At 64.6% G+C, this 15,931-nt stretch carries 11 protein-coding genes and 1 pseudogene; 3 read left to right on the forward strand and 9 right to left on the reverse strand.

Annotation, left to right across the window (positions count from 1 at the left end; all coding sequences use genetic code 11):
- Positions 1–989, forward strand: a pseudogene (locus tag AUL36_RS24190) (LPD7 domain-containing protein); the annotation flags it as partial.
- Between the two features lie 230 nt (positions 990–1,219).
- Positions 1,220–1,456, forward strand: coding sequence for a hypothetical protein (locus AUL36_RS06750; RefSeq protein ID WP_062219202.1), 237 nt, complete (start codon positions 1,220–1,222; stop codon positions 1,454–1,456).
- Positions 1,457–1,860: 404 nt separating this feature from the next.
- Here the strand turns inward: AUL36_RS06750 and AUL36_RS06755 are convergent, their stop codons facing one another.
- The 7 genes from AUL36_RS06755 to AUL36_RS06785 all read right to left on the reverse strand — a co-directional run bounded on the left by AUL36_RS06755 (position 1,861) and on the right by AUL36_RS06785 (position 12,215).
- Positions 1,861–4,287: a PAS domain S-box protein gene (locus AUL36_RS06755; protein WP_374700743.1), complete on the reverse strand. Its 2,427-nt coding sequence runs from the start codon at positions 4,285–4,287 to the stop codon at positions 1,861–1,863.
- A 197-nt stretch (positions 4,288–4,484) separates the two neighbouring features.
- The gene (locus AUL36_RS06760; RefSeq protein ID WP_062219206.1) at positions 4,485–5,888 is read right to left on the reverse strand and encodes a protoporphyrinogen/coproporphyrinogen oxidase; all 1,404 of its coding nucleotides are present in this window, start codon (positions 5,886–5,888) and stop codon (positions 4,485–4,487) included.
- Positions 5,889–6,578: 690 nt separating this feature from the next.
- Positions 6,579–8,651: a HAMP domain-containing methyl-accepting chemotaxis protein gene (locus AUL36_RS24560; protein ID WP_062219208.1), complete on the reverse strand. Its 2,073-nt coding sequence runs from the start codon at positions 8,649–8,651 to the stop codon at positions 6,579–6,581.
- A gap of 25 nt (positions 8,652–8,676) precedes the next feature.
- Entirely contained in the window at positions 8,677–9,600 is a 924-nt protein-coding gene (locus AUL36_RS06770) for a substrate-binding domain-containing protein (RefSeq protein WP_062219210.1), read from the reverse strand.
- A gap of 314 nt (positions 9,601–9,914) precedes the next feature.
- On the reverse strand, positions 9,915–10,670 hold the full coding sequence (locus AUL36_RS06775) for an amino acid ABC transporter ATP-binding protein (RefSeq protein ID WP_062219212.1): 756 nt from the start codon (positions 10,668–10,670) through the stop codon (positions 9,915–9,917).
- A complete protein-coding gene (locus tag AUL36_RS06780) occupies positions 10,667–11,347 on the reverse strand; it encodes an ABC transporter permease subunit (protein ID WP_062219214.1) in 681 nt (226 codons plus the stop codon). The genes AUL36_RS06775 and AUL36_RS06780 overlap by 4 nt, the downstream gene beginning before the upstream one ends.
- A gap of 106 nt (positions 11,348–11,453) precedes the next feature.
- Positions 11,454–12,215, reverse strand: coding sequence for an amino acid ABC transporter substrate-binding protein (locus AUL36_RS06785; RefSeq protein WP_062219216.1), 762 nt, complete (start codon positions 12,213–12,215; stop codon positions 11,454–11,456).
- A gap of 240 nt (positions 12,216–12,455) precedes the next feature.
- Between AUL36_RS06785 and AUL36_RS06790 the strand changes: the two genes are divergently transcribed.
- Positions 12,456–13,202 carry an SIMPL domain-containing protein gene (locus AUL36_RS06790; RefSeq protein WP_082655672.1) on the forward strand — a complete coding sequence of 249 codons (747 nt, stop codon included), beginning with the start codon at positions 12,456–12,458 and terminating at the stop codon, positions 13,200–13,202.
- Between the two features lie 59 nt (positions 13,203–13,261).
- Here AUL36_RS06790 and AUL36_RS06795 read toward each other — a convergent pair whose 3' ends face one another.
- On the reverse strand, positions 13,262–13,657 hold the full coding sequence (locus AUL36_RS06795; RefSeq protein WP_062219218.1) for a hypothetical protein: 396 nt from the start codon (positions 13,655–13,657) through the stop codon (positions 13,262–13,264).
- A 221-nt stretch (positions 13,658–13,878) separates the two neighbouring features.
- Positions 13,879–15,858, reverse strand: coding sequence for an RNA polymerase sigma factor RpoD (gene rpoD, locus AUL36_RS06800; protein ID WP_058633928.1), 1,980 nt, complete (start codon positions 15,856–15,858; stop codon positions 13,879–13,881).
- Positions 15,859–15,931: the final 73 nt, after the last annotated feature.

The raw sequence follows: 15,931 nt of genomic DNA on the forward strand, positions 1-15,931 counted from the left end.
GAAAGGAGCGCCCCGAGCGTCAGCAGGACTACAAGCTCGGCCTGTTGGCCGACCGCTTCCCGGACGGGGACTTCACGCCCTTCCGCGACGCTCTCTACCTCGTGGACGCCAAGGACCCGCGCCGCACGCGCGTCCTCACGCGCGACGGCGCCTGGGTAGAATCCGACGACGAGAGCGGCACCGTCAGCATGTGGGGACCGCGCAGCGCGTCCGCCGCTGCCCTCGCCGAGGCCATCAGCGAATCGACGGGCTACGGCGTCGACAGGATCGAGCGCACCGCAGCGGCGGGGAAGCCGGGCAAGGGCCGCCGGAAGTCCGCCATGCCCGAGGAGGAGGCCATCACCCTCGCCGACCGCTGGCGCCGTCGCGGTTTCTCCGACGTGTCGGAATCCCCGGCCGGCGTGCGGGTCGGCCTCGGCGGCCGAAGCAGGTTGCTCGACCAGGGCGACCACGTCGATCTCCACGGCCCCGTCTCCGATGCCGCGCTGCGCGCGCTCGCGGCCAAGGCGGCCGAGGACTGGTCTGGCCGCTTGGAGTTGGACGGCCCGTGGCCCCCGGAGGTGCAGGCTCGCCTCTGGCTTGAGTGCCAGCGGCAGGGCGTGACCCTCGCCGGATACCAGCCGACGCCCGAACTCGCCGCAGCCTGGGCGGCCAAGGCGGGGTCCGTTGCGAGCACAGAAACGAAACTGCGCGCGGTGAAGGCCGAGACCCGCGAGGCCGACTTCCTCCTTGCGGCAGCGGCCGGGGACGTGGCCGCGTTGCGCAGGCTTGACCCGCCGCTCCGGGCCTTCGTCGCCTCGTTCCTTGACGACGACCAGCGCGCGGACCTCGTGAAGGCCGACCGCGAGGAGGTGGTTGCGTCCCTCCACGAGTTCCGCAAGTTCGGATTCCACGAACTCGACCGCAATCCGGACGCGGCGACCATCATCGCGCAGCCGACCGACCCGGCCCCAGCCTCGGCCGACGACTTCGAGCGACGGCTCTCGTAACCGGCGCGACCGCCGCCCTCGCATTCCGCCGCGAGGCCCGCGCCCTGCGCCGCTACGTCCGCGAACGCGCCGCCGGTCGGGCCGCCCCCGAGTGGGTCACATACGACGATCGGCTGTCCGCGTGGACGGCTGCGGCAAGTGAAGCGGCGGCCACTACGTCAGGCCGACCGTGGCGCCGCGTCCGGCAGTCCGGGGAGCTATGGTGCAGCACCCTCGGTCGCGACCTCACCGTGGCGCGCGACGATGACCTCCAGGCGGTTTTCGTGACGCTCGCCGACGACCTGTCGGCATGGCGGCGCCTCTTCCTAGACGCCGACCGCGACCCCTGTCGCTGCCTCACCGACTGGCGCGCCCGCGGCCGACGCCTCCTCACCGCCGTGTCCGCAGAGCCCGGAGCGTCGGTCGGAATCCTCGCCTCGCGGTTCGCCGATCGCGGCAGGGGCAAGCGCAGTCTGGCGGGCGTCTGAAACTGCCGCCTGGCACCCTGCCGCCGCAAGGACTGGCGGGGGTGGCCCGATGCCGCCAGTCCTTACGTCGGCTTCGCCGGCGGCGGCCGAGTGCCGCGCCGAATTGTTGACAGCCGGGCGATCCCGTCCGTACACAACGTGGGCCTCAACAGCGGGGGCGACGACGTGCGAAACCGGAAAGCGGTTCGCGAACAATGGCTTCCGGTGCCCTTTGGCAGTGTCCTGCCGGGCCCACCAATCCCCTTACCTACAGGCTCTTGAGCAACTGTTGACCATTACGTTAGCCAATGCGTTAGCCATGGCCTAACCCGCCGCTTTCCCATCCCTCTTCAGCTAGGCGGCTGCGGGACGTTTCGGCCTGTCGATGCGAGGCACGCGCGCTGCGCCTTGCCCCATCATCCCCGTCACGCTCCCGATACGAGCATCGAGATTTTCCGGGTCAGATCGGCCAGGGCGAAGGGCTTGGTGACGACACGGGTGTCATCGCCGAGATGATCCGCGTTCAGAACCGCTGTCTCGGCATAGCCTGTCACGAACAGAACCTTGAGCGCCTTTCGCAACTCACGCGCGGCCTCGGCCAGCTGTCGGCCGTTCATGCCATTGGGCAGGCCCACATCGGTCACGAGAAGGTCGATGCGCGCGTCCGTGGCCAGGATGGCGAGGGCCGATGGCCCGTCCTCGGCTTCCAACGCGCGATAGCCGAGGTCTTCGAGAACGTCCACGATGAGCATCCGCACGAAGGCCTCATCATCGACCACCAGCACGCACTGCCCCTCCTGCGCGGGCGTGACGGGCTCGTCGGCTCGTGGCTCGGCGAGCTGAACCTCCTCGCCCTCGTCGCGCGGAAGATACAGCGTCGCGCAGGTTCCCGCCCCCGGCCCGGAGCGCATCTGGACCTGTCCGCCGGATTGGCGCACGAAGCCGTAGATCATCGAAAGGCCGAGACCCGTACCGACCCCGATGGGCTTGGTGGTGAAGAACGGCTCCATGGCGCGAGCCAGAACGTCCGGCGCCATGCCTGTCCCCGTGTCCGAGACGATCAGGCTCAAGTAGTCGCCGGCCGGCAGATCGCGCTCGCGCGCCATCGCCTCGTCGAAGCTTTCATGCGCCGTCGCGATGGTCAGGCAACCGCCATCCGGCATGGCATCGCGCGCATTGATGCAGAGGTTCAGAAGTGCGTTTTCCAACTGGTTGGGATCGACCCGCACCAGCCAACCGCCATCCGCCAGCTGAATGCGCAAGGTGATCTCCGGGCCGATGGTGCGGCGCACGAGGTCTTCCATCCCCAGGACGAGCGCGTTGACGTTGGTCGCCTTGGGATCGAGCGTCTGGCGGCGGGAAAAGGCGAGCAGGCGATGCGTCAGTGCGCTCGCGCGTTTGGTCGCGGCCTGGGCAGTGGAGAGATAGCGGTCGACCTCGCCTGTCCGGCCTTGATGGATGCGCGTCTGGATCAACTCCAGACTGCCGGATATGCCCGCTAGAAGATTGTTGAAGTCATGCGCCAGCCCGCCCGTGAGCTGCCCGACGGCCTCCATCTTCTGGCTTTGATGTAGCGCTTCCTCCGCCTTGGCCAGAGCCTCGGCGCGCTCCTTTTCCAGCGTGATATCCCGGCCGATGGCGTTGATCGCCCCATGGCCGGGCCGCGTGGACCAGCTGATCCAGCGATAGGCGCCGCTCTTGCAGAGATATCGATTGTCGAACCGCGGATGGCCTCGGCCATCGGCGAGTTCGCCCATCCCCTCCAGCGTGCGCTCATGGTCGTCGGGATGAACGAGATCGAGAAGGCTGGCTCCCAGAAGTTCCGCTTCGTCCCAACCGAGCACCGCGAGCCAGGCCGGATTCGTCGCCGTTACCACGCCCTCGAACGAACAGCGCAGCATGAGATCGGGCGTCAGCTGCCAGAGCGCATTGCGATCGGCCGTGCGCTCGCGCACCTGCTCTTCCAGTCGCACGGTGAACTGTTCGAGGGCGGCCGCGTGCCGCCGGCGCTCGTCGATATCCGTGCTGGTGCCGACCCATCGCAGGATCGTGCCGTCTTCGGCGCGCACCGGCTCGGCCCGAACGAGAAACCAGCGGAAGCTGCCGTCGAAGCGGCGAATGCGAAACTCCGCATCGTAGGTCCCGCCCGAGCGCAAGGCTTCGGCCCAGCGTTCGGATGCGGGCGCGAAATCATCGGGATGGACGATCCGGCCCCATTGCATGAAACCAGTCAGACGCTCTGCCGGCAAACCCGCATAGGTGAGAAGCTGCCGGTTGAACCAGTCGAGATGGCCATTGGGACGGGCCGCCCAGACATGGTTGGGCGTTGCTTCGGAAAAGGCGCGGAACTGCGCCTCGCTTTCACGCAGGGCCGCATCACTCAAAACGCGATCGGTGGTCTCGTTCGTGAAAATGAAGAGACCGGCGATCCCTCCCTCCGCGCCCAGAATGCGGGAATAGGAGAAAGTCCACCACGTATCGCGCGCGCCGCGATCCGTATCCAGCGTCCAGGGCAGATCGACGAAACGCTGCCTCTTGCCCTCGAAGGCCGCCTCCACGATAGGCTTGGCCTGCGCCCAGGCATCGGCCCAGACGACATCCAGCCGCTCGCCCATGGCCCAGCTGAGACGCGGACCCAGAAGCGGAAAATAGGTTTCGTTGAAGAAGAAGGTAAGCTCCGGTCCCCAGCACAGGATCATGGATTCCGGCGAGTTGAGCACGAGGCTGAGCGCCGAGCGAAGCTCTCCCGGCCACGTCTCGGGCGGACCCAGCACATGGTTCGTCCAGTCCCGCTCCCGGATCATGCGGGAGGCTTCCCCGCCCCCGTCCAGGAAACCCAGCGGATGGGTCACGCTTGCGAGACCGACACTGCGACAGCCGCCTGTGGCATGAGGTGATATTCTCCGTCGCTGTCAGGCAGGGACACGCGGCCGATCATCGATCCATGTCCATCCGCCCCGTTCGCGCTCGGCATAATGCGCCACTCTCCCCGGTGAAAGAGGCGGTGTCGCTTTATCGGCCCCGTCGGGTCCTCAAAAAGCAGTGTGCGTCAGCCTGTCACAGCTCTACTGAGGACTGATCGCAGACCCATCGCGGTGTCGGCTTCGGTCGCAGGCTCCACTTTCTCCCCGCGAGGCCCGCCCGACCTCACATAGTTCGCGACATCGCGCATCCGCCGCAACGTCCGCCAGTAGATGTCCTCCATAAGGATATGGGCGAATTCGCCATGGCGTCCGATGCTGTAGAGACCCTCGACGCCGGTGCTTTCGGCAAAACGTTTGCGATCCGCCTCGTAGCTCGACATGAAAACGGGATAGGCGATCGGCGTGCGCAGCGTCCCGCCGGGGCCGAGATAGTCCTTGCGCAATGCATCGCCGAAGATGCGGCAACTGCCTTCGAGGCAGAGGTCGGCCAGATCCTCCTCCGACATCCGCCAGATGTCGTCGCCAACCTCGCAACCGAGGTCATAGGTCAGAAGCGTCTTACCGTCCGGCGCGAGCCAGGGCATCGACACCGGCGCTTCCGTCACGCGGAAGAAGCGCTGTGTGCGATCGGGCACCCAGAGCATCGTATCGGGCAGGATATGGCGTCCGGCAAAGCGCAGATTGACGAAGACCATCGGACGGTAGCGGAAGGCCGCCAGATAATTCAGCGCGTCCGTGCCTTCGATGATCTTGGGCAGCACGTTGACCGGCGCCGTACTGATGGCCGCCGATACAGAAATCTCCTCACCTTTCACACGCACCGCATCAATACGACCATTACGAACGATCACACGCTCGACAGGAGATTCCATATGGATGCAGGATTGTACCGCCTTCACAGCCGGCTCCAGAAGCTTGCCGAGGCCCGCTTCGGGATAGACGTGATAGACCCGGGCGCTCTCGGGCATCTCGTGCGAGTAGCCGTTGCAGACGGCGCGGCCGGTAACGCGGGAGGCCACATTGAGATAGATCGACTTGACGATACCGGCGCCGAACTTCTGCCCGACGGACGGCGCCAGTTGGTTCGCGGCCGCTCCCGACCAGGCTTCAGCCAAGGGAATGGCGACCTTTTCGGCCAGCGCCGAGCCGTAGCTCGCGCGGAAGAACTCCGCCGCCGTTTCGCTCGTGCCGGCGGGGTTCAGCTTGGCCTTCACCGCACTGGCGACGAGTTGGGGGTCGAACAAGAGACCGAGCGGATAGTTGCGATATCGGCCATCCAGAAGCACCGCCTCGCCGTAATGCTTCACGGTGCGGCAAGTCTCGGCCGCGCCCAAGGCGCCGGCCAGACGGTTGCTGATGAAATGCGCGCCGAAGTCGTAGGAAAAGCCGTCCTTGTCCTTGAACGAGGCCGCCAGACCACCGATAGCCTTTCCGGCTTCGAACACGATCACCGGCAAACCTTGGCGCTTCAGTTCCGCCGCGGCGGTGAGGCCGGCAAGGCCGGCCCCGATAACAGCAATCGGCTTCATGACACAGGTCTCCACCCAGCCTTCGACATAGCCGGGATCGCAGGGTTGACGGTTCCCCACGCCGAACTTGCCCCGTCCGATAACGGACGAACGCGCTCTCGACGCGCATTCTCGCCAGCCGCCCGAGCACACGCGGCTGACCTGCCTTCGCACGGAACGTCAGCCCGACGGCGGGCTTCCGATGGCCTGCGTGCGACGCTTGCAGACGGCCTTCTCGATGTGTGGCCGCGACCCATTTTGCATCACGAGTTCTTGATAAATAGAAACCGAACGGCGTGCCGCGCACGTCCGCTGACAGGCTCTGCGGATAGGATACGGAAAAATCATGTCGCAATCGGTGGTCGGTGCTGCCTAGAGCCACCCCCGTGAGAGCGCCTGAAGCCGTCGACCGAAGGTGTTCCTAGGTGGCTCTTACGGGCTTTTCGGCCATAAAGTCCGCGTCTTCGATGGGATCGGCTTTGGACCGAAACGGCTCGAAGGCCGGGGTGAAGCCTTGGCTGCGCGCGCTGCGATCTGCCACGACGCGTCACCCGCGTTTCCAGGGTCTCCGATCCCCCGGAGAGCGGGTTCGCAGAGAAGCCGCGATGCATTCGGGCGTTGAAACACGAAAGGGGAGCAGCCCGACGCCCCTCCCCTTTTCCGTCTCGCATCGGTTTCTCGTCAGGCGGCGCGCCACACCGTTCGATGTCGTCAGGCGCTCAGGCGCTCGAAATCGCCGTCGAGGTCGATGTCCAGCCCGGACTTGGCCGCTCGGCTGGAGCGCGTAGGTTCGGCCGGCATAGGAACCACCTTGGGGCTCGGTGCGCTCGCTTTGGGAGCCGGCTGGCTCCGGGGCGATTCGGCGGCGCTGGACGCAGCTCGAGTACCCCGTTCCGTGTCGGCTGCGCCGCCGGAGCCCAGCTTGAAGAAGCCCGCCCGTTCTTCGAGATGTCGCGCTTCGGCCGAGAGATGCTCGGCCGTTGCCGCCAGCTGCGTCGCCGCCCCGGAATTGCTTTGGGTCACCTGATCGAGCTGGATGATCGCCTGATTGATCTGCTCGATGCCAACAGACTGTTCGCGGCAGGCAGCGGAAATTTCGCTGACCAGTTCCGAGGTGCGCCGGATATCGGGTACCAGGCGCTCCAGCATCTGCCCCGCTTCTTCCGACACATGAAGCGTATCGACGGACAGCGTGCTGATCTCGGAGGCGGCGGTCTGCGAACGCTCCGCGAGCTTGCGGACTTCCGAGGCGACCACCGCGAAACCTTTTCCGTGCTGCCCGGCGCGAGCAGCCTCGATGGCAGCGTTCAGGGCCAGAAGGTCGGTCTGGCGAGCGATTTCCTGCACCACCGCGATACGATCCGCGATGATCCGCATGGCCTCGACCGAGCGCGACACGGCCTCGCCGGTCCGGGCGGCTTCGCCGGTCGCCTTGGATGCGATCGCCTCCGTCGTTCCGGCGTTCTCCGCATTCTGGCGGATATTGGCCGCCATTTCCTCGATAGCCGCCGATGCCTCTTCGGACGCTGCGGCCTGCTGCACCGCGCCAGACGATAATTGCTCGGCCGCGGACGAGGATTGGGCAGAGCCCGCCGTCACTTTCGAGGCCGAACGGGCGACATCGCCGATGATCTCGCGCAGACGCTGCGTCATCGTACCCAGGGCCGTCTGCAACTGGCCGAACTCATCACGTTGCTGTATATCGGCTTGCGCCGTCAGATCTCCCGAGCCGATCGTTTCCGCCATGACCAGCGAGCGTCGCAGGCCACGCGACATGGAGCGAACCATCCAGGCTGCGGCCAGAATGCCGACCAGCACCGCGACGGCCCCAAATCCCAGCAGCAGAAGCCGGGTTTCTTCGAAAGCTCTCGCGTCGCTCGCGACCACATCCTGCGCAGCCTGATATTCGACCGCTTTGAAGCGGTTCAGATCGGCCTGGATCTGCGAGAAGAGCGGTGTGATCTCCGTCCGCAGGATCTGACCTGCCTTGTACGTCGAATTGGACATGCCGTAGGAAACGAGTTTGGCCCCCGGTTCCTGCAATTTCGTCCAAAGGTCCAGCGCGCGCGGAAAAGCCGGGGGCTGAAGCTTTGCGATATCCAACGCCTTCCGGATACGAGCGAACTTCTGATCGATCCGCTCGGTGATCGCCTTGGCCTTCGCCCCGAGGCGATCGAGTTCCTTGGCATCGGTTTCCGACAGGGCGCGAATGTAGATGCGGCGCAAGGTGGGAACTTCGGCACGAAGCTGCCCCGCCACGGTGATCGCGGCTTCGGGACCATCCAGAAGCACGAGTTCGTCGCGCAGCGAGCCGATCGAGAGCTCGAGACGTCCGCCCAGCGGCCGAACTGTATCGCGATCCAGCTCGCCGGCTCGGATGGAGTCGTTGCGTACGGCCAGGTCGATAGCCTGACGCGCCTGCTCGTCAAAGCGCGTCATCTTGTTCTTCAACTCATCGATCTCCGCCGCCGGGATCGTGGAACCCGCGCGAGAAAACTCGTCGATCTTGGTTCCGATAAGGCGAAACGTTTCGTCATAGCGCGCGCGGCCATTGCTCAGTTCAGTGTCGACGTTCGAGACGATCGTGTTGCTGGCGATCTGCTGGGCCTCGGCGATCGTGTTTCGCAGCGTCGCAAGCTTGGCGCTCCGCTCGAAGGGCCCATTCACGAAGGCTCCCATCCGATCGCTTCCCTGCGAAAGCGAGCGAATGCCGAGCGTGCCGGTGGCGGCTGTCAGAAGAAGAACGGCGCCGAAAGAGCCGATGAGGCGGGTGCTGATACGCATGGGGGCGGTTCCGAAAATGGGAGGATCAGTGGCCAGCGCGCTGAGCGATCAGGGCGGGAGCGTCCGCCGGCAGCACAAGCTTGAAGGGGATCCAGTTCAACGGAGGGACGGTCTCACCCGCCATCATGCGCCGCGCCAAATCCACTGCGAGAGCCCCCTGCGCCGGTCCGTCCTGAAGCACGGTGGCGTCGAGTTCCTTCTTGACGAGCGCGTCCAGCGCCGGGTCGATGGCATCGACGCCGATGACGAAAGCCTTCTGTTTGGCCTTCTTGAGAGCGTTGACCGCGCCCAGAGCCATGGCATCGTTGTTGGAGATCACCGCATCCGGCTTGAGCCCTCCCTCCAGAAAGAGCTGCATCAGGGCTTCGCCCTCGCCCGTATCCCAATTCGCGCTTTGCTCCTCCTGAATCTCGATGCCACTGCATTCGGGCGTCGAGAGAACTTCGCGAACATAGCGGGTTCGAGCCTTCGCTGCGGGATGGGTCAGTTCACCGATCATGATGACCGCCGTCCCCTTGCCACCCAGCACCCGGCAGACCTCCTGCCCTTGCAGCGTTCCGGCGACCCTTTCTTCCGAGCCGACATAAACGGTGCGCCCGTCCAGCAGATCATGATGCGGCTCGTGATTGACGAAGACGAGCGGGATTCGCGCTTCAGCAGCGGCGGCACGGATCTCCATCTCGGCGTCGCCGTCGAGACCCAGCACGATCAGCGCGGAGACACCGTCCTTGATCTGCCGTTTCGCATTCTCGATTTGAAGCTTGGAGTCGTTCTGCGCATCGCTGACGTCGAGTTGCAGACCGGCGTCGGCGGTCGCCTTTCGGACGCCCTGAGCGATCGTCGCGCGAAAAGCATCGTCCGTCCGCGGCATCGCTAGGCCGAGGGTCTGCGCGCCAGCTCCCGAAAGAAGCGCGGCTTGAAGAAGAAAAGCGATAACAGTTCGGCGCATGGGACAAGGTCTCGAGTCGACTGACGCAGGAAAAGACCTACATCATGGTTCTAAGGGCAACCAAACCAGTTGGTTTCGTGTCCTGAACCATCATCCTCAAGCTCTTTCACACGAATGAAAAGCCGATTGGGTAAATTGAGCGAATGCCGCTATGCTTACGGCATTGGAAATATTTGCCCTACACTGCACACGTTAAGCTTGATAAAATTCTGATATCGATCCTTTCGTCAACCATGGTAGTGTAAGCCGGACACCTCACGCCCGTCCGTCGTCCCACCGGTCTTTCCGGGCTGCATTTCGGCCCTAGACGACGATCAGACCGTGGAATGACCGCCCAAGGTCCGCACGAACCGGATCGTTCGCCCGTCTTTCGGTGCGCCGAACACATCGGCTGGTGCACCTTCTTCCACGACGACGCCGTCCTGCAGGAAGGCGACATGCTGGGCCATGCGGTTGGCAAGGCGCAGGTCGTGCGTGGCGATCAGCATGGTCGTGCCCTCGCGGGCCAGCGCAGCCAGGACGTCCACCACTTCGGCGGCGAGTTCGGGATCGAGCGCTGAGGTCGGCTCGTCGCAGAGCAGCAGCTTGGGTGAGGCCGCGAGCGCGCGCGCGATGGCGACGCGCTGTTGCTGCCCGCCCGATAGGGTCAGTGGCCAGGCCTCGGCCTTATCCGCCAGCCCGACCTTGTCGAGCAGGGCCAGCGCCCGGGCTCGGGCCTTATCAGTCGGCCATTTCTGCACGACGATTAGCCCTTCCATCACGTTGGCGACGGCCGTGCGATGCGGAAACAGCTGGAAGTTCTGGAACACCATGCCGGTCATTCGTCTGACAGTGAGCACCTTCGCCTTGTCGAGCGCTTGGCCTTTGGCAAAACGCAGCGTCACATCGTCGAACTTGAGCTGGCCGGCATCGGGTGTCTCGAGAAGATTGAGGCAGCGCAGGAGCGTGCTCTTGCCGCTGCCCGATGGACCGATCAGGGCCGTCACCGCGCCGGGTCGCACGTCGAGGCTGATCTTGCGCAGCACGGGATTGCCCGAAAAGCTCTTTTCGATGTCGTGAAGGCGGATCACGGGCGGCTCTCCCAATGGCCGCCATGGCCCGAGAAGCGCCGCTCCAGGCGCGCCTGCAAGGCTGAGAGGACGGACGACAGAACGAGATAGAAGAGCGCGGCCTCGATATAGAGGATCAGCGGCTCATAGGTCACGGCGACGATGCGCTGCGCCTGCTGGAACATTTCCGGCACGGTGATGGCTGCGGCGAGCGAGGTGTCCTTCACCAGCGAGATGAAGCTGTTGGAGAGCGGCGGCAGCGCAACCCGTACGGCCTGGGGCACGATCGTGCGGCGCAGCGCTTGGCCCCGCGTCATGCCGATCGAGTAGGCTGCTTCCCACTGCCCCTTGGGAATGGAGGACAGCGCGGCGCGGATGATTTCCGACGTATAGGCCCCGACGCTGAGCGAGAAGCCGATCAAGGCCGCTGGAAAGGCGTCGATTAGGATTCCCGCGCTTGGCAGGCCATAGAAGATGACGAAGAGCTGCACGAGGAGCGGCGTGCCGCGAATGAACCAGACATAGAAGCGCGCGATGGCCGCCAGCGGCGCGGGCGCGAACAGGCGCACCACGGCCGTCAGAAAGCCGAGAGCGAGACCGAGGGCGAAGGAGAGGATCGCCAGCGGGATGGTGAACCGCACCGCGCCCCAGAACAGGGCGGGCGCGGACTCGATCATGAGTTGCAGGAAGGGCGGCAAGGCGGTCGGTCCCGTCGATGCGGGGACGGCTCGGCCGCCTCCCCTGATGGTCGATCATCTTATGGAACGAAAGGGCGGAAAACCGAGGCGTCCGCCCTTTCGCAGCTCAGCGCGAAACGTCGGCGCCAAAATACTTTTGCGAGATGGCCTCGTAGGTGCCGTCGGCCTTCATCTCGGCAAGGGCTTTGTTGATCGCCGCGACGAGGTCCGGATTGTCCTTCTGCACGATGATGCCGGAGGCCGCGGCGTCATCCTGAGTCGCCGCGATCTTCACCGGCGCGTCGGGCTTCTGCTTCTTGAAGTCGAGGAAGGAGAGATTGTCGTTGATCGTCGCATCGGCGCGCCCGGTCAGAACCAGCTGGATCGACTGGTCGAAGCCTTCCGTGCCGACCAGCGTCGCGCCCGCGGCTTCCGCAAGCTTGCCGTAGTTCGAGGTCAATGACTGCGCCGCGCGTTTGCCCTTGAGATCGGCGAAGGAGCGGATGGCGTCGTCGTCCTGCTTCACGATCAGCACGGCCTTCGACACGATATAAGGATCGGAAAAGTCGAAGCGGGCTTGGCGCTCCGGCGTGATGCCGACCTGATTGATGACAGCATCGTAGCGGTTGGCGGCGAGCCCCGCGATCAGCCCGTCCCACTTGCCTTCCACGAAGACAGGCTCGACGCCGAGCCGCTTGGCCACCGCCCGCCCGATCTCGACATCGAAGCCGACCAGCGCGCCGGACGCGTCATGATAGGTGAAGGGCGCGTAGGTGCCTTCCGTGCCGATGCGGAACTGCTTGGCCGCTTCGATATCCTTGAGACTGCCGGCCGAGGCCGAGGTCGCCAGCATCGCGACCGTGGCCGCCAGCATGATCAAGCGCTTCATGTGAGCATCCCTGAAATGAGTCGGGCCGAAACGAACAGATCGGCCCTTCGTGCCTCAGATAGGAGAAAGACCGGGTAAGGTCAGTGGCAAAGCGCCCGCGATCCCCGCATTTCCACGCCCGGCTTGCTATTCGAAGGTTGGAGCCCGAAGAGATCGACCGTTCGAGTGGCAGGCGAGCGAGGCACGCTCTGGCCGCATTCACGCGTCAGGCTTGCGTTCCGATTCGCATGGAGATCGATCTTGGTTCGTCCTCGTCTGTCGCTCACCCCTCTGGCTCTTACGGCGCTTCTCGCCACCGCCTCGCCCCTTCTGGCGCAGGAGCCGCCCCCCGCCCCTCCGTCCCGGATCGAAGTCGATGGCGAGGGCACGGTCTATCGCGCGCCCGATCTCGCCGTTACCCAGCTCACGGTCATGAGGAACGCGCCCACGGCCGCCGAAGCGCTCGCAGACGTCAACAAGGCGATCGGGGACGTCTCGTCGGCCATGTCGGAATTCGGCGTCGAGAAGCGCGACCTGCGCACGGCCGGGTTCCAGATTTCGCCGCAATATCAGTATGACAACCGACAGGACGGCCCCCAGGCCCCACCCAAGCTCGTCGGCTACGAGGTGCGCAACACACTCTCGGTCAAGGTTCGCGACCTCACCAAGCTCGGGGCGCTTCTCGACAAGGCTGTGACGCTCGGCGTCAACGAAGGCGGCTCCATCCAGTTCGAGATCGACGATCCCACTGACGCCACGCAGGAGGCCCGGCGTCTCGCCGTCGCAGACGCAAAAGCGCGCGCGGAAACTCTCGCCGAGGCGTCCGGCCTGAAGCTCGGGCGCGTGCTTCTCATTCAGGACGGGGCGATCCGGCGCGAGCCCTTCCCGCCCATGCCCTTTGCCGAGATGAAACTCGCGGCAGCCCCGGCCAGCCCACGCGTGCCGGTGGAGATCGGGGAGAACGCCGTGCGGGCCGACATTCGCATCGTCTACGAAATGCGGAACTGACCACGCAAAAAGGGGCGCCGACGATGCGGCGCCCCTTCATTTGATCTCATATCGTGAGATCAGCGCATCCCGATCACGGGGCAACCGCCCACCTGAGCGAAGCGGATCGCGACGGGATGGCCCCGCTTGAAGCCGGCGACCGTCACGCTGCGCGGGGTCATGCGAACGATATCCGCGCCGCGAACGCCCATGCGGGCAGCCTTGTTGAGGGCAAGCCCCGGCCGGCACATGCCATCGCGACGACCATGACGCTCCTCCCGCCAGCCCCGGCCCTCGCGCCAGTCGCGGTCGGGCCGGTGATGGCGCCCATGCCATTCGCGCGGGCCGCCGCCTTCGTAATATTGAACGGTCTGCACAGACCCCATCGCATCGATAGGCGCGGCCTGAGCGGGTGCCCAGAGACCGCCTGCGAGAGCAAGGCCGATCAGCGCGGAACGAACGGGACGAAACACCATGGCAACCTCCTAAGCCGGTAGCCGCCAGATGGCGGCTTTGGATTTAATTCTAGTGCCTTGCAGATGAACTCCAGAGGAAGACGGCGTTCATCTCTCATTCATCCCGCATTGACGATCATCTCGTGACGCGTGCGGCACAGGGCGCAGCGCCCTGAAACGAAGAAAGGCGCCCGAAGGCGCCTTTCCAAATGCGTGGGGTCTTGGAGGGGCGAAGCCCATTCTCAGCTGTCGAGGAAGCTGCGCAGCTTGCGCGAGCGGCTCGGATGCTTGAGCTTGCGCAGAGCCTTGGCCTCAATCTGGCGAATGCGCTCACGCGTCACCGAGAACTGCTGGCCGACTTCTTCCAGCGTGTGGTCCGTGTTCATGCCGATGCCGAAGCGCATCCGCAGAACGCGCTCCTCGCGCGGCGTCAGCGAGGCCAGAACGCGGGTCGTCGTCTCGCGCAGATTGGCCTGAATGGCCGCGTCGATCGGCAGGATGGCGTTCTTGTCCTCGATGAAGTCGCCGAGATGCGAATCCTCCTCGTCGCCCACCGGGGTTTCGAGCGAGATCGGCTCCTTGGCGATCTTGAGGACCTTGCGGACCTTTTCGAGCGGCATGGCCAGCTTCTCGGCCAGCTCTTCCGGCGTCGGCTCGCGGCCGATCTCGTGAAGCATCTGGCGCGAGGTGCGCACGATCTTGTTGATCGTCTCGATCATGTGCACGGGAATGCGGATCGTGCGCGCCTGGTCGGCGATCGAGCGCGTGATGGCCTGACGAATCCACCAAGTCGCATAGGTCGAGAACTTGTAGCCGCGCCGATACTCGAACTTATCGACCGCCTTCATCAGGCCGATATTGCCTTCCTGAATGAGATCAAGGAACTGAAGGCCGCGGTTCGTGTATTTCTTGGCGATGGAGATGACGAGGCGCAGATTGGCCTCGACCATTTCCTTCTTCGCCTGACGCGCTTCGCGCTCGCCCTTCTGCACCATGTGCACGATGCGGCGGAACTCGGTGATCTCGAGGCCCGTCATGGTGGCGAGGCTCTGGATGTCCTGACGCAGCGTCTTGATGTTCTCGCGCTCGTTCTGGACGAATTTTAGCCAGCCCTTGCCCGAGAGATTGGCGATGGACTGGATCCAGTTCGGGTCGAGCTCGGTGCCCTGATAGCTGCGCAGGAACTCCTCGCGCTTGACGCCGTGCGACTCCGCCAGGCGTAGCAGACGCCCTTCGTTGCCGACCAGCTGGCGGTTGATGTCGTAGAGCTGCGCCACCAGAGCGTCGATTCGGTTCTGGTTGAGCGACAGCGACTTCACCGCCGTGATCAGGTCTTCCTTCAGCTTGTTGTAGGACCGCTCCTGGCTCTGCGACAGGGTGCCCTGCGCGGCCAAGCGGTTCTCGACCTGCTGATCCTGCAACTTGCGCAGGCGCTTGTAGTTCTCGGCGATCGCGTCGAAGGTCTCCATGACCTGCGGACGGATTTCCGCTTCCATGGCCGCCAGCGACAGCGAGTTTTCGAGGTCGTCCTCGTCGTCCTCTTCCTCGCCCGGATTCATCTCGCCATCGGGGCGCGCGCCGGGGATCGCCGGCTCGGCGCCTTCCATCGGCGCGGCGGTCGGCATCTTGGCTTCGGGGCCGGCATAGGTCGCTTCGAGATCGACGATCTCGCGCAACATGATGTTGCCTTCGTTCAGCTCCTCGCGCCAGATGATGATGGCCTGGAACGTCAGTGGGCTCTCGCACAGGCCGGCGATCATCGTCTCGCGGCCGGCCTCGATGCGCTTGGCGATGGCGATTTCGCCCTCGCGCGACAGAAGCTCGACGGACCCCATCTCGCGCAGATACATGCGCACGGGATCGTCGGTACGGTCGGAGGATTCCTTGCGCGTGGTCGTGGCGACGGCGTTGTTGCTGACCTCGGCGAGTTCGGTCGAGCCGCTTTCCTCGGCCTCCTTCTCCTCGGTCTCCTCGCCTTCCTCGTCTTCCACGACATTGATGCCCATGTCGCTAAGCATGGCCATCAGGTCTTCGATCTGCTCGGACGTGACGTCTTCCGCCGACAGCACGGAGTTCAATTTGTCCATGCTGACAAAGCCGCGCTTCTTGGCGGCCTTGATCATCTTCTTGACGGCATCGTCCGACAGGTCGAGCAGAGGACTGTCAGGCGTCTCCTGACGCTCTTCGACGGCCATCTCGCCTTCCTTGACCTTTGTCGCCATGCGCATTCATCTCCAATTCACGCGGTCGATGAGCGGATGGGAATCGCCACCGTTTCCCATGCTCATAAACGCC

Origin of the sequence: Aureimonas sp. D3, assembly GCF_001463805.1 — a bacterium.
GTDB lineage: Bacteria > Pseudomonadota > Alphaproteobacteria > Rhizobiales > Rhizobiaceae > Aureimonas > Aureimonas ureilytica_A.